We start from the raw sequence: 18,253 nt of genomic DNA, 5'->3' as shown, positions 1-18,253 counted from the left end.
ATCACAGCCCTACGATGTCTTGAAGTTCGCCTTCTTCAGCAGCGATTCGTACTGCTGGGACATCATGTAGTTTTGCACCTGGGCCATGAAGTCCATCGTGACGACCACGATGATCAGCAGGGAGGTACCACCGAAGTAGAACGGCACGTTGTACTTCAGGATCAGGAACTCGGGCAGCAGGCAGACGAAGGTGATGTACACCGCGCCGGCCAACGTCAGGCGAACCAGAATCTTGTCGATATAGCGAGCGGTCTGGTCACCCGGGCGAATGCCAGGAATGAATGCCCCACTCTTCTTCAGGTTGTCGGCCGTTTCCTTGCTGTTGAACACGAGTGCCGTGTAGAAGAAGCAGAAGAAAACGATCGCAGCGGCATACAGCAGCACGTAGATCGGCTCGCCCGGACGCAGTGCGTTGGCAATGTCCTTGATCCAGCGGAAGCCACCTTCACCGGTACTGAACCAACCGACCACCGTTGCGGGAAGCAGGATGATCGACGAGGCGAAGATCGGCGGAATCACACCGGCCATGTTCAGCTTCAAGGGCAGGTGCGACGACTGGCCGCCATAGACCTTGTTGCCGACCTGGCGCCGCGCATAGTTCACGAGGATCTTGCGCTGACCGCGTTCGACGAACACCACGAAGTAGGTCACTAGGACCACGACCGCGATGATGAAGAGCGCAATGATCGGGTTCATGGCACCGGTGGTCACCAGCGAACCCAGACCTGCCACGGCGCTCGGCAAACCTGCCGCGATGCCTGCAAAGATCAGGATCGAGATGCCGTTACCCAGGCCGCGTTCGGTGATCTGCTCGCCGAGCCACATCAGGAACATCGAACCAGCAGTCAGGCTCACCATGGCGGTGATGCGGAAACCGAAACCGGGGGCGATCACAAGACCGGCCGACGATTCAAGTGCCACAGCGATGCTGAACGACTGGAACAGAGCCAGACCGAGCGCGCCATAGCGCGTGTACTGCGTGATCTTGCGGCGGCCGGCCTCGCCTTCCTTCTTCAATTGCTCGAAGGTCGGAAGCACGTAGGTCATCAGCTGCATGATGATCGACGCCGAGATGTACGGCATGATCCCCAACGCGAACACGGTGAAGCGCGACAGCGCCCCGCCCGAGAACATGTTGAACAGGCTCAGAATGCCGCCTTGCTGGCCCTGGAACAACGCTGCAAGCTGGTCCGGGTTGATACCCGGCACAGGAATGTGCGCGCCAATCCGGTAGACCACGAGCGCGAGCAGCAAAAAGACGAGCCGACGACGGAGGTCGCCGAACTTGCCTGTTTTTGCGATCGTTGCCGCGTTAGTTGCCACGAAGAACTTCTTTCAGTCCGAGGGTGATCAGGCGATGCTGCCGCCGGCTGCTTCGATCGCAGCCTTGGCGCCAGCCGTTGCACCCACGCCCGTCAGCTTGACGGCCTTGGTGAGTTCACCGGTCTTGATGATCTTGACGACCTTGGCGAGCTGGCCCACGAGGCCGGCTTGCTTCAGCGCCAGGACATCCACTTCGGCCAGGCCGAGCTGCTCGAGGGCAGTCAGCGTGACTTCGGCGTTGAACTTCAGCAGATGCGACTTGAAACCACGCTTGGGCAGGCGACGTTGCAGCGGCATCTGGCCGCCTTCGAAACCAACCTTGTGGAAACCGCCTGCGCGCGACTTCTGGCCCTTGTGACCGCGACCTGCGGTCTTGCCGATGCCCGAGCCGATACCACGGCCGACGCGGCGCTTGGCGTGCTTGGCGCCGGCTGCCGGCTTGATGCCATTGAGTTCCATATCAGTCTCTCTTACAGAACTTTGACCAGATAACTGATCTTGTTGATCATGCCGCGCACCGCCGGGGTGTCTTGCAGCTCGCTCACGCTGTTGAGCTTGCGCAGGCCGAGGCCACGCACGGTCGCGCGATGCGATTCCTTGGTGCCAATCGGGCTCTTGACCAATTGCACCTTGAGGGTTTGTTGTTGCGTCGTCATTTGAATGCTTCTTGCAGGCTTGCGAAGGCTTGCGGTTAGGCGAAGATTTCTTCGACGGTCAGGCCACGCTTGGCAGCCACTGCGGACGCGGTCGTCGAGTTCTTCAACCCATCGAGCGTGGCGCGAACCATGTTGTAGGGATTCGACGAACCATGGCTCTTGGCCACGATGTCGGTGATGCCCATGACTTCGAACACGGCGCGCATCGGGCCGCCGGCGATGATGCCGGTCCCCTTCGGGGCGGGGATCATGACAACCGAAGCGGCGCCATGGTGACCCGTCACGCGGTGATGCAGCGTGCCGTTCTTGATCGAGATCTTGGCCAGGTTGCGACGGGCTTCTTCCATTGCCTTCTGCACTGCAGCAGGCACTTCTTTCGACTTGCCCTTGCCCATGCCGACGCGACCTTCGCCGTCGCCCACCACGGTGAGTGCTGCGAAACCGAGGATACGACCACCCTTCACCACCTTGGTGACGCGGTTGATCGCGATCATCTTCTCGCGCAAACCGTCTTCAGGGCCTTCGTTCTGCGTTCTTGCTTGAATCTTTGCCATTTTGAATCTCGTGTCCGGTTAGAACTGCAGACCGGCTTCGCGAGCCGCCTCGGCCAGCGCCTTGACGCGGCCGTGGTACGCAAAACCTGCGCGGTCGAAGGCGACCTTCTCGACGCCGGCAGCCTTCGCCTTTTCAGCGATGCGCTTGCCGACGGCGGTGGCAGCAGCGGCATTGCCGCCCTTGCCCGAACCGCCGAGCGAGGTACGCATTTCGGCTTCTGCCGTCGATGCGGTTGCGATCACCTTGGTGCCGTCGTCGGAGATGACGGTGGCATAGATGTGCAGGTTGGTGCGGTTCACCGTCAGACGGGCCACGCCCTGCGTCGCGATACGGATGCGGGTCTGGCGCGAGCGGCGAAGACGCTGTGCTTTTTTGGTCAACATCATTTTGCTGCCCCTTACTTCTTCTTGGTCTCTTTGATCACGATCTTCTCGTCCGAATAACGGATGCCCTTGCCCTTGTAAGGCTCAGGCGGACGAACAGCGCGGATCTCAGCGGCGATTTGACCAACGCGCTGACGGTCAGCACCCTTGATCACGATTTCGGTCGGGGTCGCGGTGGCCACCGTGATGCCTTGCGGCATGTCGATGTTGACCGGGTGCGAATAACCGACTTGCAGGTTCAACTTGTTGTTGGACGCTGCGGCCTTGTAGCCGACGCCGACCAGGTTGAGCTTCTTCTCGAAGCCCTTGGTCACGCCAACCACCATGTTGTTCACCAGCTGACGGATCGTGCCGCTCATCGCATTCGCTTCACGCGATTCGTTGGCGGGTTCGAAGTTCAGCTTGCCGTCATTGCTGACGACCTTGACCAGGGGGTTGCGTGCAAGGTTGAGCGTGCCGCCCGTGCCCTTGACGCTGATCTGGTCTTCCTTGATCGACACATCCACGCCTGCGGGGATGGTGATCGGCATTTTTCCTACTCGGGACATTTCAGTGACTCCTCGATGTCTCGGTTAGGCGACGTAGCACAGAACTTCGCCGCCGACACCGGTGGCGCGCGCCTTGCGGTCGGTCATCACACCCTGGGGGGTCGTGACGATCGCAACGCCGAGACCGTTCTGGACTTGCGGAATGGAAGCACTGGCCTTGTAGACACGCAGGCCAGGACGGCTCACGCGCTCGATGCGCTCGATGACCGGACGGCCAGCGTAGTACTTCAGGACGATTTCAAGTTCGCTCTTGCCGGCTTCGGTCTTGACCTGGAAGCCGTCGATGTAGCCCTCGTCCTTCAGGACTTGTGCGATCGCGATCTTCACCTTGGAAGAAGGGACCGACACGGTGGGCTTCGCCACCATCTGCGCGTTACGGATACGCGTCAGCAGGTCGGCAATGGGATCACTCATGCTCATGTTGTTTGCTCCTGCCTGGCTTACCAGCTGGCCTTGGTGACACCGGGGATGTCGCCAGCGAAAGCCAGTTCACGGATCTTGGCGCGGGCCAGACCGAATTGACGGAAGGTGCCACGCGGACGACCGGTGATCGCGCAACGATTGCGTTGGCGGGTCGGGTTCGCGTTGCGCGGAAGCTTTTGCAGGCCCAGGCGGGCAGCTGCGCGCTCTTCGTCGCTCTTCTTCATGTCATTGGAAGCTGCCTTCAGTTCCGCATGCTTCGCAGCGAACTTGGCAACCAGCTTGTCGCGCTTGAGTTCGCGCTGGATCAAAGATTGTTTAGCCATGCTCGCCTCAGTTCTTGAACGGGAAACGGAAACCAGCGAGAAGCGCCTTGGCTTCTTCGTCGGTCTTGGCCGTCGTCGTGATGCTGATATTGAGACCGCGCAGGGCATCGACCTTGTCGTACTCGATCTCAGGGAAAATGATCTGTTCCTTGACGCCGATGTTGTAGTTGCCACGGCCGTCGAACGCACGGCCGGAGATGCCGCGGAAGTCGCGAACACGCGGCAGCGCGATGGTCACGAAACGGTCCAGGAACTCATACATCTGCACGCCACGCAGCGTGACCATGCAGCCGATGGGTTGCATTTCGCGGATCTTGAAACCGGCGATAGCCTTCTTCGACTTGGTGACCACGGGCTTCTGGCCGGCGATCTTGGTCAGGTCGGCGACAGCGTTGTCGAGAACCTTCTTGTCGGCGACTGCTTCACCCACACCCATGTTCAGGGTGATCTTGGTGAGGCGGGGGACCTGCATCGGCGACTTGTAGCCGAACTTTTCCGTCAGGTCTTTCGCGATCTTTTCGCGATAGTGTTGTTGGAGACGTGCCATGTGAGTACCTCTTAGGCGAACTTGATTTCGTCGCCGCTGGACTTGAAGACGCGAACAGCCACGCGCTTGCCGTCAGCACCCTGGGAGATCTTGATGCCCACGCGATCGGCCTTGCCGGTCGCGGCATTGAAGATCGCCACATTGGATTGGTGAATGGGCATGGACTTCTCGACGATGCCACCGGTCGTACCCTTGAGCGGGTTCGGCTTGGTGTGCTTCTTCACGAGGTTCAGGCCTTCGATGACGATATGCGAGTCGTCCTTGCGGAGCGACACGGTACCGCGCTTGCCCTTGTCACGACCGGCCAACACGATGACCTGGTCGCCTTTGCGAATCTTGTTCATGGCGTTGTTGTCCTTACAGAACTTCGGGTGCCAGCGACACGATCTTCATGAACTTCTCGGTGCGCAGCTCGCGCGTCACCGGTCCGAAGATGCGGGTGCCGATAGGCTCCAGCTTGGCGTTGAGCAACACTGCTGCGTTGCCGTCGAACTTGACGAGCGAACCGTCGGCGCGACGGATGCCCTTGGCGGTGCGGACCACCACTGCACTGTAGATCTCGCCCTTCTTGACGCGACCACGTGGAGCGGCTTCCTTGATGCTGACCTTGATGACGTCGCCCACGCTGGCATAACGCCGCTTGGAGCCACCGAGCACCTTGATACACAGGACGGATTTCGCGCCCGTGTTGTCGGCCACTTCGAGCCGGGATTCAGTTTGGATCATTTCTTGATATTCCCAACTTGTACCGATGAGCCTCCAGGAGGGAGACACCGCGGTCAGTCTTGGGCCCGTCGTTGGCACCTCGAACCACTCGAGGCACTTCCGCTTTGGGCTGAAAGCTTCGCCTTTTGGAAGCGAAGCCCGCGATTATTGCAGGCACTTCTGCCGATGTCAACCGGCTCATTACACCATCACGTGCTGGCACTAGACTCCGGGGCGTGCGCGCCACTGCCAAAACCCATCTTTTGCCCCCATTTCCCACTCGCCGCAGCCTCCTGGGAGGTGCGGCTGCCGCGCTGGCGCTGAGCGTCGCCGGTTGCGGGAGCGCAACGCCGATTCCAGGCACCGGGCGTCTGCGGCGCATTGCCGAGGCACGCTGGGCTCACAGGCTCCATATAGAAGACACCACGGCGGGCGGCCTTTCCGGCATCGACTACGACACTGCACGAGGTGAGTACCTGCTTATCAGCGACGACCGGTCAGACTTGGCCCCCGTCCGCTATTACACGGCTCGCTGGCCCCAGCCGCAGGCGGCCCAGCCAGAGCCAACGGGCGTTGTTCAATTGCAACGCCCCGGCGGCGGCCCCTGGCCCGACCGGCGCCACGCAGTCACCAGGCTCCCGGTTCCCGACCCAGAAGCCATCCGCCTGCGCCCGTCCACCGGCACCTTGCTCTGGACCAGCGAAGGCGACATCGCCCGCGGTTTCGGCCCCGCACTGTATGAATCGGCGCGCGACGGCCGTTTTTTGCGCGAATTCGCCCTGCCCGCGATGTTCACGCCCGATCCGGTCCAGCGCCGCGGTCCGCGCGACAACCTGACTTTCGAGGGCATCGCCCTCACGCCTGACGGCCGTTTCGCCTGGCTGTCGATGGAAAACGCCCTGATCCAGGACGGCCCCATCCCCACCACCCGCGCGCCCGGCGGGCCCTGCCGCTTCACCCAGGTCGACCTGGAGACCGGCCAGGCGACGCGCCAGATCGCCTACGCCTCCGACGCCATCCCCCTGCGCCCCCTCGTCCCCGGCAGCTATGCCGACAACGGCGTGAGCGAGGTGCTGATGCTCGATGCGCACCGCATGCTGGTGCTCGAACGCGCCTATGCCACCGGCACCGGCAATTCGCTCCGCCTCTACGAAATCGACACCCGCGCCGCCGGCGACGTGCTCGCCATCGACGCGCTCGCGCCGGGCAACCACCAGCCCGTCGCCAAGACCCTGGTGGCCGACTTCGCCGCGCTCGGCCTCTCCCGCCTCGACAACACCGAGGGCATGTGCTGGGGGCCGCCGCTGGCCAACGGTAACCGCCTGCTGGTGGTCGTGAGCGACGACAATTTCAATCCGCTGCAAGTGACCCAGTTCGCCGCCTTCGAATACATCGACCGACCATGACTATCGCCGTGACTTTCCTGCCCCGCACCGCCCCCGCGCCGCTGCCGCCCATCGCCTTCATCGGCGGCGGCAACATGGCCAGCGCCATCATCGGCGGACTGATCCAGCAAGGCACCCGGGCCGACGCATTCGAGGTGGTCGAGCCCTTCGAGGCGGCGCGTACGAAGCTCGCGCAGTCCTTCGGCATCACGGCGCAGGCCGAGGCGAGCGAAGCGCTTTCACGCTGTGGCGTCGTGGTGTGGGCCGTCAAGCCTCAGGCTTTTGCGGAGGCCGCAAAGCCGGTGCGCGCCTTCGCCGAGGACGCGCTGCACCTGAGCGTGGCCGCGGGCATTCCGTCGGACAGCATCGCCCGCTGGCTGGGCACCGAGCGCGTGGTGCGCGCCATGCCGAACACGCCCGCGCTGGTCGGCCAGGGCATGACCGGCCTGTTCGCGCGGCCGGAGGTCACCGGCGCCGATCGCGCACTCGTCGGCCAGCTGCTGACGCCCACGGGCGAGCTGCTCTGGGTCGATGCCGAACCTGCGCTCGATGCGGTCACCGCCATGTCCGGCTCGGGCCCGGCCTACGTGTTCTATTTCATCGAGGCGATGACCGAGGCCGGCATCGAGATGGGCCTCACGCCCGACCAGGCCCAACGGCTGGCCATCGGCACCTTCACCGGCGCCTCGGCGCTGGCGCACAGCGCGACCGAACCGCCTTCGGTGCTGCGCGAGCGCGTGACCTCCAAGGGCGGCACGACCTACGCGGCGATCACCTCGCTGGAAGGCGCGGACGTGAAAGCACAGTTCAAGACCGCCATTCGCGCCGCGCAGAAGCGGGCGGCCGAACTGGGCGAGGAATTCGGGCGCGGCTGAGCCAGATCAGGCCGCCAGCGCGCGCGGCCCGAGAAAGAACAGCCACTCGGCCGCCAGCGTGACGGTGCCGTCCTCGAGTTCGAGCAGCACCTCTTCCTTCAGCAGAAAGCCATCTTCCCCCTTGGGCGTCGCGCCGAGAATGCGCACTCGCGCCCGAAAGCGCGCGCCCACCGGCATCGGCCTGACGAAGCGCAGGCGGTCGAAGCCGTAGTTCAGCGCGTGGTTCGAATCGAAGGGCAGCAGCGTGCGCATCGCCTCGCCGGTCAGCCGGATCAGGTGCGCGACCTGGAAGAAGCCCGGCACGATCGTTCCGCCATAGTTCGCCTCGCGGGCCGCGCGCTCGGGATCGAGGTGGATCCACTCGCCTTCGCCATCGCCCGAGAGCACCGCGTACTGGTCGACCATCTGCTGCGTGATGACGTGCCACTCGGACAAGCCTTCCTGGCCGATCTTCTGCGTCAGGCGGTCAAGCATGTGCGTCCTCTTTCTTTACCGGATGACGTAGCCGGCCACCACGCCAACGAACACCGTGAAGCCTAGCCAGTGGTTCAGCCGAAAGGCCTTGAAGCAGCCATCGCGGGTCCGGTCGCGAATCAGCCGCCAGTGCCAAAGCGCCTGTCCCGCGGCGATGGCGATCCCCGCGAAGAACAGCAGGCCCAGCGAGCGGCTGGCACCGGCCCATGCCCAGATCGCCAGGAAGATCGCGTAGCTCAGCATCACTGCCGCCACGTCGAAGCGGCCGAAGGTGATGGCCGAGGTCTTCATGCCGATCTTCAGGTCGTCGTCGCGGTCGACCATCGCGTACTCGGTGTCGTAGGCCAGCACCCAGAACAGGTTGCCGGCCAGCAGCCAGGCGGCGAACATGGGCACGGTGGACTGCACCGCCGCAAAGGCCATCGGGATGCCGAAGCTGAAGGCAATGCCCAGCACCGCCTGCGGAATCGACACGAAGCGCTTGGCGAACGGATAGATCAGCGTGATGGCCAGCGCCGCGAACGACCAGAGCACCGTCACACGGTTGGTGGTGAGCACCAGCCCGAAGGCCGCGAGCGCCAGCACCGCACCGAGCGCAAGTGCCTCCTTGACCGATATGGCGCCGCTCGTCACGGGCCGCTGGGCGGTGCGCTTCACATGGCGGTCGAAGTCGCGATCGGCCACGTCGTTGACGCAGCAGCCCGCGCTGCGCATGAGGAAGGTGCCGAGCGTGAACACCACGACCAGCTGCCAGCCCGGCCAGCCATCGGCCGCGAACCAGAGCGCGCCCAGCGTGGGCCAGAGCAGCAACAGCCAGCCGGCAGGGCGGTTCCAGCGGATCAGGTCGAGGTAGAGCGCGAGACGGCGTGCGAGCATGCAGAAAGAGACGGACGAAAAAAGAGCGGCCATTGTGCCGCTCTTGGTTTCGCCTCCCGGATTCCGGGATGCCGGCGAACTCAGTCTTCCAACAGCGAGCGCAGCATCCAGGCGGTCTGGTCGTGCACCGTGCAGCGCGCGGTCAGCATGTCGGCGGTCGGATCGTCGCCGGCCTCTTCCGCCACGGGGATGAATTCGCGCGCGATGCGCGAGACGGTCTCGTGGCCCTTGACCAGGATGCGCACCATCTCCATCGCCTTGGGCGGTGTCTGCGGCACGTCGGGCACGGTGGCGATCTTGCTGAACTCGGCGTACGAGCCCGGCGCGTAGTGGCCCAGGGCGCGGATGCGTTCGGCAAGCACGTCGGTCGAGCCCCACAGTTCGGTGTACTGGCCCATGAACATCGCGTGCAGCGAGTTGAAGTGCGGACCGGTCACGTTCCAGTGGAAGTTGTGCGTCGTGAGGTACAGCGTGTAGGTGTCGGCCAGCACGCGGCTCAGGCCTTCGGCGATGGCCGCGCGGTCCTGGCGCTCGATGCCGATATTGATGATCGGCGCGTTGCGGCTGCCGGACTCCTGCGCGACGATCGCGCCGCCCTTCTTGGGCACCTTGCCCGAGGAGGCGGTCGACGCTGGCTTGATTTTCTTTGGAGCTTTGGCCATGGCGAATGGTCTTTCTTCAAGTTGAGAGGAACATGTCGATTTTCGAAGCCGGCGCGCGGCTTCGCAACAGCGTCACTCTATCCCAGCGATCAACGATTCAAAACGCCCGCCACGTAGGCCAAGGTCGCAAATCGCTAGGACAGGCGCTTGACGCCCGGCAGCTCGCACGCATAGATCGCATTGCGCAACGCGGCAATGGCCTCGTAGCGCGTGAAGGTGCGCCGCCATGCCAGCACCACGCGGCGCGTGGGCGGATCGCGGTCGTGCGCGTCGCGCACGGGCAGGTAGCGCACCATCTGCTCTGAGTCCTTGCGGCCCTTGCCCTTGGGCTTGAGCGCCTCGGCCGGCACCGAGAGGCGCGGCACCAGCGTCACGCCCATGCCCGAGGCCACCATGTGCTTGATGGTCTCGAGCGAAGAGCCCTCGAAGCTCTTGCGGATGCCTTCGGCATTGCTGGAGAAGCGCGCGAACTCGGGGCATACCTCGAGCACATGGTCGCGAAAGCAGTGGCCGGTGCCCAGCAGCAGCATGGTCTCGCTCTGCAGTTCTTCCGAGGTGATCGATTCGCGGCCGGCGAACTTGTGGTTGACCGGCAGCGCGGCCATGAAGGGCTCGTCGTACAGCGGCGCCATCGCAAGACCGGTGTCGGGAAAGGGCTCGGCCATCACGGCGCAGTCGATCTCGCCGGCGCGCAGCATCTCCAGCAGCTTGGCGGTGAAGTTCTCCTGCAGCACCAGCGGCATCTGCGGCGTGCGCGCGATCACCTGGCGCACCAGGTCGGGCAGCAGATACGGGCCGATGGTGTAGATCACGCCCAGATTGAGCGGGCCGGCCAGCGGGTCTTTGCCGCGCTTGGCGATTTCCTTGATGCTGGCGGCCTGATCGAGCACGCTTTGCGCCTGCTGCACGATCTGCTCGCCGAGCGGCGTGACGGTCACTTCGCCGGCACTGCGCTCGAAGAGCTTGACCTCGAGTTCATCCTCGAGTTTCTTGATGGCCACCGAGAGGGTCGGTTGGGAGACGTAGCAGGCCTCGGCCGCCTTGCCGAAGTGCCGTTCGCGGGCTACTGCGACGATGTATTTGAGTTCTGTGAGAGTCATAGCTTGCATCAATTATGCGCAAGCCTTCGTGACCCGGCGTTGTCAGGGGGTAGAAGCTGGCGACGATGTCGGCTGAACGCGGCAACGTGCCGCATCGCTTCACGCTGCAGTTCCGCGCGCCATCTGCCTCAATACATTCTGGTTCAGTACCGTCAGGGCGTTGTACTCGAGGCCAATTGCTCCCGCGTTCGCAAGTGCTTTGAGTTCCTTGTTGATCGCTTGCCGATTGGCCTGCAGGATCTCCGCAAGATTTGACTGCGACAACTGCAGGCGAATGCCGCCGCCCTCGGCAATGCGATTGCCGTAGAGCGCTGCCAGGCGCTCGATCGTGGAGGCCACGCGCCGCCGCAAGGCGCCCTCAATTTGGCTACGTAACATTTCAACGTGACCGACGTGCTGACGCACGATCATCAACATCATTTTCTTCCAGAGAAGCGGATCCGCATCGAGTATCTCGAGAAGCAGGAGGGTCGGCATATGAATCGCCACAACCTCGCTGTGCGCACTGAAGTCGTAGGCGGCGCGTTCTGCGCTGCCGAATACCTGCGTGATGCCCATGATCACGCCGGACCCCAACAGCATCACGACGAATCGCTCGCGTTGCGGGCAAACACAGGCGGCCAGCACCTCGCCCGAGATGATCAGAAAGGCTTGCGCGGGGCCCTGCAGTTCGGTCGAAAAGACATGCCCTCGCGAATGGCGTCCCACATAGGAATGCGCAAGCAGCTTGTTCATCGCCACGGATGACCAAGGCGAAAAGGCTGATTTTTCCCGCAGTGCAGCGTCCATGAACGTCAGCTCCGTGATGGAGTGGCGACCTTTGTTCATACGGGAACCCCGTCTTTCAATGGCGCAGGAGGTCTGGAAAATTTCCTCAACGCCGACGGGTCCAATATCAGAATCCCGTTGTATTGAACCTCGACGACACCCAGGGCAGCCCAGGTCGAAATTTGCGCATTCACAGATTGACGGCTGACCTGCAGGATATCCGCAAGGGTCTGCTGGGTCAGGCGAAGATGCACGACATCCTTATCTATCGCCCGGACGCCATAAAGCGCAGCGAGCTGCTCGACGGTGCTGGCAAGCCTCTGCACAAACGAGCCAGCAGTCTGGCCAACTACCAAGTCAATCTGCGTCCGCTCCTGCTGCAGCACCATGCGGCCCATGTCTTTCCATCGCACCGGGTCGTCGTCAAGAAACGCGAAGAGCAGATGACCAGGAATGTGAATGGCAACCACCTCGTCGTTCGCGACATATTCAAGGCGGCGACCTCCAAGATCGAGCATGTAGGAAAAGCCGAGGATATGGCGCGGCCCTCGCAACGCCCAGTTCAGCCGGGCGCTGTCGCGCGGGGCTTCGACATGCAAGACATGCCCGGACACGATCACAAAGATTTCGGGCTTGTCGGCCTCGACATCGGCCGACAGCATGGTTCCGCGCTTATGCCAGCAAAGCCTGGAAGAGCCGATGAGTTGACTCAAGGCAACGGGCGGCCACTGGGCAAAGCAAGGCATTTCCCGCAATGTGCGGTTCATCAATTCTTTATGGCTTGTACGAAGCTGGACATCTGCCACATGGCTCTCCTGTTGCGGGCCGTCACGCGCTTGACCCGCTTTCTTGTTCTGGTGCCAGCGCACCTTGAATATTCCTCCACGGCGACTGCGGCGGCATCCGACCACAGCTTGGCCCGCCGCTCGCACGACTGGTGATCCAGATTTTTTGAAAAGTCGATCTGCATCGAATGCACGATCAATTGCAGAATTAATCTCTGCAAGAAGATGCTGCGAGACGCATTTTTTTGACCCTCCTCTTCGAAACGGACACGATGCAGCTTTTCCTACGCAAGCTCCCAAGAAGCCAATGGCCAAGACTGAACCACGCCTGAGCGACAAGGAACTGATGGAGCGCACCTTGCGCGACATGCCGGCCTTTGCCACGTGGTCTTCACTGAGCATGAGCCGACTCATGGCATCCTCCAGATTGCAATGGCACGCGCGGGGAGACTCGCTGTCCGACAAGAACCGTGCGCCCGAAGTATTGGTACTTGTGAGTGGCAGCGTCCTGTACGCCGAACCTTCCGCCAAAGGCATCGGCGCCGGGGCGGCCTGGACGCTCCTGGGCACTGGGCTGTTGCTCGGCCTTCCTCATATGGTCGCGCTCGAAGATGACCTCTTCGAATACTTCGCGAACAACGACGTCGTTGCCATTCACATCCAGGGAAATCTGCTTTTCGAGCTGCTCGACAGCGACCCCGTGCGATGGAGAGACTTGGGCCATATGGTCATCTTGCAAGACCAGAAGCTGGGTGACCTGACAAGCAGTCAGATGTCCGGACGGCTTCCACGGCGACTGGCTGAAACGATTGAAAAGCTGGCTGCATCCCACGGCACCCGCAGCAGCGAGAACAGCTCGATTCATCTGCGACTGACTCAACACGATCTGGCGGCCATGCTGCGGGTCAGCCGCCAATCCGTGAGCAAGGAACTGGCCAGCCTGAGCATTGCGGGCGTGATCCGGCTGAAATACAACGGCATTCTGGTTCTCGATCCTGTTGCACTGAAAAAAATCGCCCGACCTCCCCGAGTGCAGCACGCAACAGTCGCAACGCCGCGCGCGGGGACAGGAGAAAACTCCCTGGCTGAGGCGGCGTTCATGGAAAGAACGCTGCGCACGAAACAGGCGTTCTTGCCTTGGTCGAGTAAGGCAATGGTGCGTCTTCTTCGTTCATCGCGTCTGGAAAAGCATCCGAGCGGATCCGTCGTCTGGACCTCTCTGAGTGGTGTTGAGGAATACATCCTTCTCGTCTCGGGTCACACAACGATCAGCCGCATATCGCCCGAGGGCGAGCGCTTTGCCTTGATTCTTTTCGGTCCCGGTGACTTCACATACATCACGCCGGTGCAATCGGTCGCCGAGCACCGCGGCTATGGCGCCTACGAACAGATTGCAGACACCGATGCGGTGGCAATCCACATGCCCATGACCCTCGTCCTGGAGACGCTGGACAGCGAACCCATGCTCTGGAAAGAAGCCTTGCTGATGTCCGAACGCCAGCATGCGGTGTACACCCAGACGGTCTACCGGCAGGTCGCGGGCTCGCTGCGCCAGCGCCTTGCGTCCACCATCCATCGGCTTGCGGAACTCCATGGGGTGCGGGCCGAGAGCGAAGGCACCACGCGTCTGAAGGTATCCCAGGCGAGCCTCGCACTGCTTCTGCAGGCGAACCGACAAGCGGTGAACAAGGAGCTCAAGGCATTGGCGACCACTGGCGCCATCGAACTTGGGTACAACGGCGTGACGGTGCTGGATCATGAAGCGCTGGGGCACATCGCGGCCCGATCCGCTGAAAGATAGAGCTCCTCTTCTTCTGTCCGTCCCACCCATGACGGTTGAGACCTGAATGGAGATGCCTGCGCAGCGGGCCATCACACCGCCTTCATGTGCCGGTTGTCTCCAGACTTGTCAGTTCCATCGGCTTCCATCCTGATCCGCCAGCCGCGATGTATTCGATCGGCAGCTGGCGATTCAGAAATGGATCTGACGTTCTTGTGGCTTCCCGTCAGGGCGTTCTGCAATTCGACCAGAGAGATTCTTCTTCAGCTCAGCCGATCGTGAAGCGGGTTACCACTCATAGCCGACCCCCACGCCGAGATTGAATCGCTGGCCCGCATAGGCGCCATTGACCTTGTAGATCCACTTCCCGTCTTCGGAGCGAGCCGAATAGCCAAAGGCCACTGCGGCATAGCCCGAATAGGTGCCTGTACCGATGGAGACCAGACTCTTACCCGGCGTCATCGCCTGCGGCAGGCTGCTCATTGCCGTGGCCATGGCAATCCCTGAGTACGCGATGCGCGCAACATTGCCAACCTGGCCTCGCACCTGATTCAGCTGCTCGACGTTGACTGCGTCGTTCGGCAGGATGCCCGGCGCCACGTTCGAGATGCGCGTACCGCCCGGCGCCTGGCCGCCACCCAGCGTGATCTGGTTGTAGTTGATCGACCCGTCCGCGTTGGTCTCGTACTGCACGCTGCTGGCCTTGGCCGCGCTCGATGCGGCTTTCAGCTGCGCAACGTTGGTCGCATCGCTGTCGGCTGAACCGGCGGCCAAGCCGGTGATCTGGCGGAACTGGCCGTTGGCCGCATCGCCTACGGACACTGCGGCTTGCGTGCTGGTCGTGGCCCTGGTGGCCGCTGCCTGCTCTGCATTCGCATTGCCCGGAACGTAGCCCGCGACGCCTGCGCCCCGGGAAGCCACCGATCCCGAACCCAACGCCACGCCGCCGCTTTGCGTGACCACCGCACCGAACCCGATGGCCGTGCCTTGCGCGGCCGTGGCCGAGGCGCCGGCACCGATCGCGATGGCACCGTCGGCCGTCGCCTGCGCGCCGTTGCCGGCCGCAAACGAGCTGGCGCCGCTGGCCACAGACTTCGGACCGATCGCCACGGCTTCCTGCCCGCTCGCGTTCGCACCTGCGGCTGTCGAGTTGGCCTGGAAGTACTTGGTGCCCTTGTCGTTGATCGTGCTGACCGTCGTGCTCAGGCTGCTGATGCTGCTGGTCGCGGTGGCCAAGCCCGTGGAGGTCGAAGTCGACAGACTGGCCAGGCCGCTGCTCGCCCCGCTCACGCTGGTGGACAGGCTGCTGACGCTGCTGTTGGTCGTACTCAGGCCGGTCGACAGGCTGGTCACGCTGCTGGCGGCTGTGCTCAGGCCGGACGATGTCGAAGTCGAAAGACTGCTGACGCTGCTGGCGGCAGTGCTCAGGCCTGACGACGTCGAAGTCGACAGGCTGGTCACGCTGCTGGCGGCCGTGCTCAAGCCAGACGATGTCGAAGTCGAAAGACTGCTCACGCTGCTGGCAGCCGTACTCAGGCCAGACGATGTCGAGGTGGACAAGCTGCTCACGCTGCTGGCAGCCGTGCTCAGGCCCGACGACGTCGAGGTCGACAGGCTGCTGACACTGCTGGCGGCAGTGCTCAGGCCGCTCGACGTGGAGGTCGACAAGCTGCTGACACTGCTGGCAGCCGTGCTCAGGCCCGACGACGTCGAAGTCGACAGGCTGCTGACGCTACTGGCCGCGGTGCTCAGGCCTGACGACGTCGAGGTCGACAAGCTGCTGACGCTGCTGGCCGCGGTGCTCAAGCCGGACGATGTCGAAGTCGAAAGACTGCTCACGCTGCTGGCAGCCGTGCTCAGGCCAGACGATGTCGAGGTCGACAGGCTGCTGACGCTGCTGGCGGCCGTGCTCAGGCCGCTCGACGTGGAGGTCGACAAGCTGCTGACGCTGCTGGCCGCGGTGCTCAGGCCAGACGACGTCGAAGTCGACAAACTGCTCACGCTGCTCGCGGCTGTGCTCAGGCCGGACGACGTCGAGGTCGACAGGCTGCTGACGCTGCTGGCGGCCGTGCTCAAGCCTGACGACGTCGAAGTCGACAGGCTGCTCACGCTGCTGGCAGCCGTGCTCAGGCCTGACGACGTCGAGGTCGACAGGCTGCTCACGCTGCTGGCGGCTGTGCTCAAACCGGACGATGTCGAAGTCGAAAGACTGCTCACGCTGCTGGCAGCCGTGCTCAGACCCGACGACGTGGAGGTCGACAAACTGCTCACGCTGCTGGCGGCTGTGCTCAAACCGGACGATGTCGAAGTCGAAAGACTGCTCACGCTGCTGGCAGCCGTGCTCAGGCCAGATGACGTCGAAGTCGACAGGCTGCTCACGCTGCTCGCGGCAGTGCTCAGACCAGACGACGTGGAAGTCGACAGGCTGCTGACGCTGCTGGCAGCAGTGCTCAGACCCGACGAAGTGGAAGTCGACAAGCTGCTGACGCTGCTCGCGGCCGTGCTCAGACCGCTCGACGTCGAGGTCGACAGGCTGCTAACACTGCTGGCAGCAGTGCTCAGGCCGGACGACGTGGAAGTCGACAGGCTGCTGACGCTGCTGGCAGCCGTGCTCAGACCGGACGACGTCGAAGTCGACAGGCTGCTCACGCTGCTAGCAGCCGTGCTTAGACCCGACGACGTCGAAGTCGACAAGCTGCTCACGCTGCTGGCGGCAGTGCTCAGACCCGACGACGTCGAAGTCGACAGGCTGCTGACACTGCTGGCAGCAGTGCTCAGGCCGGACGACGTGGAAGTCGACAGGCTGCTGACGCTGCTCGCGGCAGTGCTCAGACCAGACGACGTGGAAGTCGACAGGCTGCTGACGCTGCTGGCAGCCGTGCTCAGACCGGACGACGTCGAAGTCGACAAGCTGCTGACGCTGCTCGCGGCAGTGCTCAGACCCGACGAAGTGGAGGTCGACAAGCTGCTGACGCTGCTGGCCGCGGTGCTCAGGCCAGACGACGTCGAAGTCGACAGGCTGCTGACGCTGCTGGCAGCCGTGCTCAGACCGGACGATGTCGAAGTGGACAAGCTGCTCACGCTGCTGGCAGCCGTGCTCAGGCCTGACGACGTCGAGGTCGACAAGCTGCTCACGCTGCTCGCGGCCGTGCTCAGACCGCTCGACGTCGAGGTCGACAGGCTGCTGACACTGCTGGCAGCAGTGCTCAGGCCGGACGACGTGGAAGTCGACAGGCTGCTCACGCTGCTGGCAGCCGTGCTCAGACCGGACGACGTCGAAGTCGACAAGCTGCTGACGCTGCTAGCAGCCGTGCTTAGACCGGACGACGTCGAAGTCGACAAGCTGCTCACGCTGCTGGCGGCCGTGCTCAGACCGCTCGACGTCGAGGTCGACAAGCTACTGACGCTGCTGGCGGCCGTGCTCAGACCCGACGAAGTGGAGGTCGACAAGCTGCTGACGCTGCTGGCGGCCGTGCTCAGACCCGACGACGTCGAAGTCGACAGGCTGCTGACACTGCTGGCAGCCGTGCTCAGGCCGGACGACGTGGAAGTCGACAGGCTGCTGACGCTGCTCGCGGCAGTGCTCAGACCAGACGACGTGGAAGTCGACAGGCTGCTGACGCTGCTGGCAGCAGTGCTCAGACCCGACGAAGTGGAAGTCGACAAGCTGCTGACGCTGCTCGCGGCTGTGCTCAGTCCGCTCGACGTCGAGGTCGACAAGCTGCTCACGCTGCTGGCGGCCGTGCTCAAACCCGACGATGTCGAGGTCGACAAGCTGCTGACGCTGCTCGCGGCCGTGCTCAGGCCGGACGAAGTGGAGGTCGACAAGCTACTGACGCTGCTGGCGGCCGTGCTCAGACCCGACGAAGTGGAGGTCGACAAGCTGCTGACGCTGCTCGCGGCAGTGCTCAGGCCCGACGACGTGGAAGTCGACAGGCTGCTCACGCTGCTGGCAGCCGTGCTCAGACCCGACGACGTCGAAGTCGACAAGCTGCTCACGCTGCTGGCGGCAGTGCTCAGACCCGACGACGTCGAGGTCGACAGGCTGCTGACGCTGCTGGCGGCAGTGCTCAGACCCGACGACG

Annotated in this window: 22 protein-coding genes; 4 read left to right on the top strand and 18 right to left on the bottom strand. The window is 63.1% G+C overall.

Annotated features, from left to right (window positions below):
* Positions 1 to 9: 9 nt before the first annotated feature.
* The 11 genes from secY to rplN are packed head-to-tail and all read right to left on the bottom strand — an operon-like array spanning position 10 to position 5,484.
* Entirely contained in the window at positions 10 to 1,323 is a 1,314-nt protein-coding gene (gene secY / locus NU688_RS27410) for a preprotein translocase subunit SecY (RefSeq protein WP_257864011.1), read from the bottom strand.
* Between the two features lie 27 nt (positions 1,324 to 1,350).
* Complete coding sequence (gene rplO / locus NU688_RS27405) at positions 1,351 to 1,782, bottom strand: 50S ribosomal protein L15 (RefSeq protein ID WP_013544108.1); 432 nt, start codon at positions 1,780 to 1,782, stop codon at positions 1,351 to 1,353.
* Positions 1,783 to 1,793: 11 nt separating this feature from the next.
* Positions 1,794 to 1,979: a 50S ribosomal protein L30 gene (rpmD, locus tag NU688_RS27400; protein ID WP_009124818.1), complete on the bottom strand. Its 186-nt coding sequence runs from the start codon at positions 1,977 to 1,979 to the stop codon at positions 1,794 to 1,796.
* A 35-nt stretch (positions 1,980 to 2,014) separates the two neighbouring features.
* The gene (gene rpsE / locus NU688_RS27395; RefSeq protein WP_013544109.1) at positions 2,015 to 2,533 is read right to left on the bottom strand and encodes a 30S ribosomal protein S5; all 519 of its coding nucleotides are present in this window, start codon (positions 2,531 to 2,533) and stop codon (positions 2,015 to 2,017) included.
* 18 nt (positions 2,534 to 2,551) lie between these two features.
* Positions 2,552 to 2,917: a 50S ribosomal protein L18 gene (gene rplR / locus NU688_RS27390; RefSeq protein ID WP_041944073.1), complete on the bottom strand. Its 366-nt coding sequence runs from the start codon at positions 2,915 to 2,917 to the stop codon at positions 2,552 to 2,554.
* Between the two features lie 14 nt (positions 2,918 to 2,931).
* Entirely contained in the window at positions 2,932 to 3,465 is a 534-nt protein-coding gene (gene rplF, locus NU688_RS27385; RefSeq protein WP_013544111.1) for a 50S ribosomal protein L6, read from the bottom strand.
* 24 nt (positions 3,466 to 3,489) lie between these two features.
* Positions 3,490 to 3,885, bottom strand: coding sequence for a 30S ribosomal protein S8 (gene rpsH / locus NU688_RS27380; protein ID WP_013544112.1), 396 nt, complete (start codon positions 3,883 to 3,885; stop codon positions 3,490 to 3,492).
* A 20-nt stretch (positions 3,886 to 3,905) separates the two neighbouring features.
* A complete protein-coding gene (rpsN, locus tag NU688_RS27375; protein ID WP_257864010.1) occupies positions 3,906 to 4,211 on the bottom strand; it encodes a 30S ribosomal protein S14 in 306 nt (101 codons plus the stop codon).
* Between the two features lie 7 nt (positions 4,212 to 4,218).
* Positions 4,219 to 4,758: a 50S ribosomal protein L5 gene (rplE, locus tag NU688_RS27370; protein WP_009124804.1), complete on the bottom strand. Its 540-nt coding sequence runs from the start codon at positions 4,756 to 4,758 to the stop codon at positions 4,219 to 4,221.
* 11 nt (positions 4,759 to 4,769) lie between these two features.
* The gene (rplX, locus tag NU688_RS27365; protein WP_198788948.1) at positions 4,770 to 5,102 is read right to left on the bottom strand and encodes a 50S ribosomal protein L24; all 333 of its coding nucleotides are present in this window, start codon (positions 5,100 to 5,102) and stop codon (positions 4,770 to 4,772) included.
* 13 nt (positions 5,103 to 5,115) lie between these two features.
* Positions 5,116 to 5,484, bottom strand: a complete 369-nt coding sequence (gene rplN, locus NU688_RS27360; protein WP_009124801.1) for a 50S ribosomal protein L14 — start codon at positions 5,482 to 5,484, stop codon at positions 5,116 to 5,118.
* A gap of 272 nt (positions 5,485 to 5,756) precedes the next feature.
* On the opposite strand from rplN, the gene NU688_RS27355 reads away from it, so the two are divergent.
* Positions 5,757 to 6,869 (top strand): esterase-like activity of phytase family protein, encoded by a 1,113-nt coding sequence (locus NU688_RS27355; RefSeq protein WP_257864259.1) that lies wholly within the window; start codon positions 5,757 to 5,759, stop codon positions 6,867 to 6,869.
* Positions 6,866 to 7,723, top strand: a complete 858-nt coding sequence (gene proC / locus NU688_RS27350; protein WP_257864009.1) for a pyrroline-5-carboxylate reductase — start codon at positions 6,866 to 6,868, stop codon at positions 7,721 to 7,723. Before NU688_RS27355 ends, proC begins: the two co-directional genes overlap by 4 nt.
* Before the next feature lie 6 nt (positions 7,724 to 7,729).
* Here the strand turns inward: proC and NU688_RS27345 are convergent, their stop codons facing one another.
* The 6 genes from NU688_RS27345 to NU688_RS27320 form a co-directional block, all read right to left on the bottom strand.
* On the bottom strand, positions 7,730 to 8,197 hold the full coding sequence (locus NU688_RS27345) for a MaoC/PaaZ C-terminal domain-containing protein (RefSeq protein WP_257864008.1): 468 nt from the start codon (positions 8,195 to 8,197) through the stop codon (positions 7,730 to 7,732).
* A gap of 15 nt (positions 8,198 to 8,212) precedes the next feature.
* Entirely contained in the window at positions 8,213 to 9,073 is an 861-nt protein-coding gene (ubiA, locus tag NU688_RS27340; RefSeq protein WP_257864258.1) for a 4-hydroxybenzoate octaprenyltransferase, read from the bottom strand.
* 80 nt (positions 9,074 to 9,153) lie between these two features.
* Positions 9,154 to 9,735, bottom strand: a complete 582-nt coding sequence (locus tag NU688_RS27335) for a Dps family protein (RefSeq protein WP_308340332.1) — start codon at positions 9,733 to 9,735, stop codon at positions 9,154 to 9,156.
* A gap of 134 nt (positions 9,736 to 9,869) precedes the next feature.
* Entirely contained in the window at positions 9,870 to 10,835 is a 966-nt protein-coding gene (locus tag NU688_RS27330; protein WP_257864007.1) for a LysR substrate-binding domain-containing protein, read from the bottom strand.
* Positions 10,836 to 10,934: 99 nt separating this feature from the next.
* A complete protein-coding gene (locus tag NU688_RS27325; RefSeq protein WP_257864006.1) occupies positions 10,935 to 11,624 on the bottom strand; it encodes a Crp/Fnr family transcriptional regulator in 690 nt (229 codons plus the stop codon).
* Positions 11,625 to 11,659: 35 nt separating this feature from the next.
* The gene (locus tag NU688_RS27320) at positions 11,660 to 12,472 is read right to left on the bottom strand and encodes a Crp/Fnr family transcriptional regulator (protein WP_257864005.1); all 813 of its coding nucleotides are present in this window, start codon (positions 12,470 to 12,472) and stop codon (positions 11,660 to 11,662) included.
* A gap of 223 nt (positions 12,473 to 12,695) precedes the next feature.
* On the opposite strand from NU688_RS27320, the gene NU688_RS27315 reads away from it, so the two are divergent.
* Entirely contained in the window at positions 12,696 to 14,189 is a 1,494-nt protein-coding gene (locus NU688_RS27315) for a Crp/Fnr family transcriptional regulator (RefSeq protein WP_257864004.1), read from the top strand.
* Positions 14,190 to 14,456: 267 nt separating this feature from the next.
* Here the strand turns inward: NU688_RS27315 and NU688_RS34005 are convergent, their stop codons facing one another.
* Positions 14,457 to 15,404 carry a YadA-like family protein gene (locus tag NU688_RS34005; protein WP_308340331.1) on the bottom strand — a complete coding sequence of 316 codons (948 nt, stop codon included), beginning with the start codon at positions 15,402 to 15,404 and terminating at the stop codon, positions 14,457 to 14,459.
* On the opposite strand from NU688_RS34005, the gene NU688_RS34000 reads away from it, so the two are divergent.
* Positions 15,337 to 18,253, top strand: a 2,917-nt coding sequence (locus NU688_RS34000; protein WP_308340330.1) for a hypothetical protein, incomplete at its 3' end; no start/stop codon positions are given. The genes NU688_RS34005 and NU688_RS34000 overlap by 68 nt on opposite strands.

Origin of the sequence: Variovorax sp. ZS18.2.2 (assembly GCF_024701975.1) — a bacterium.
Lineage (GTDB): Bacteria > Pseudomonadota > Gammaproteobacteria > Burkholderiales > Burkholderiaceae_C > Variovorax.
The sequence above is the reverse complement of the archived record's forward strand: the minus strand, read 5'-3'. Positions and strand labels throughout refer to the sequence as shown.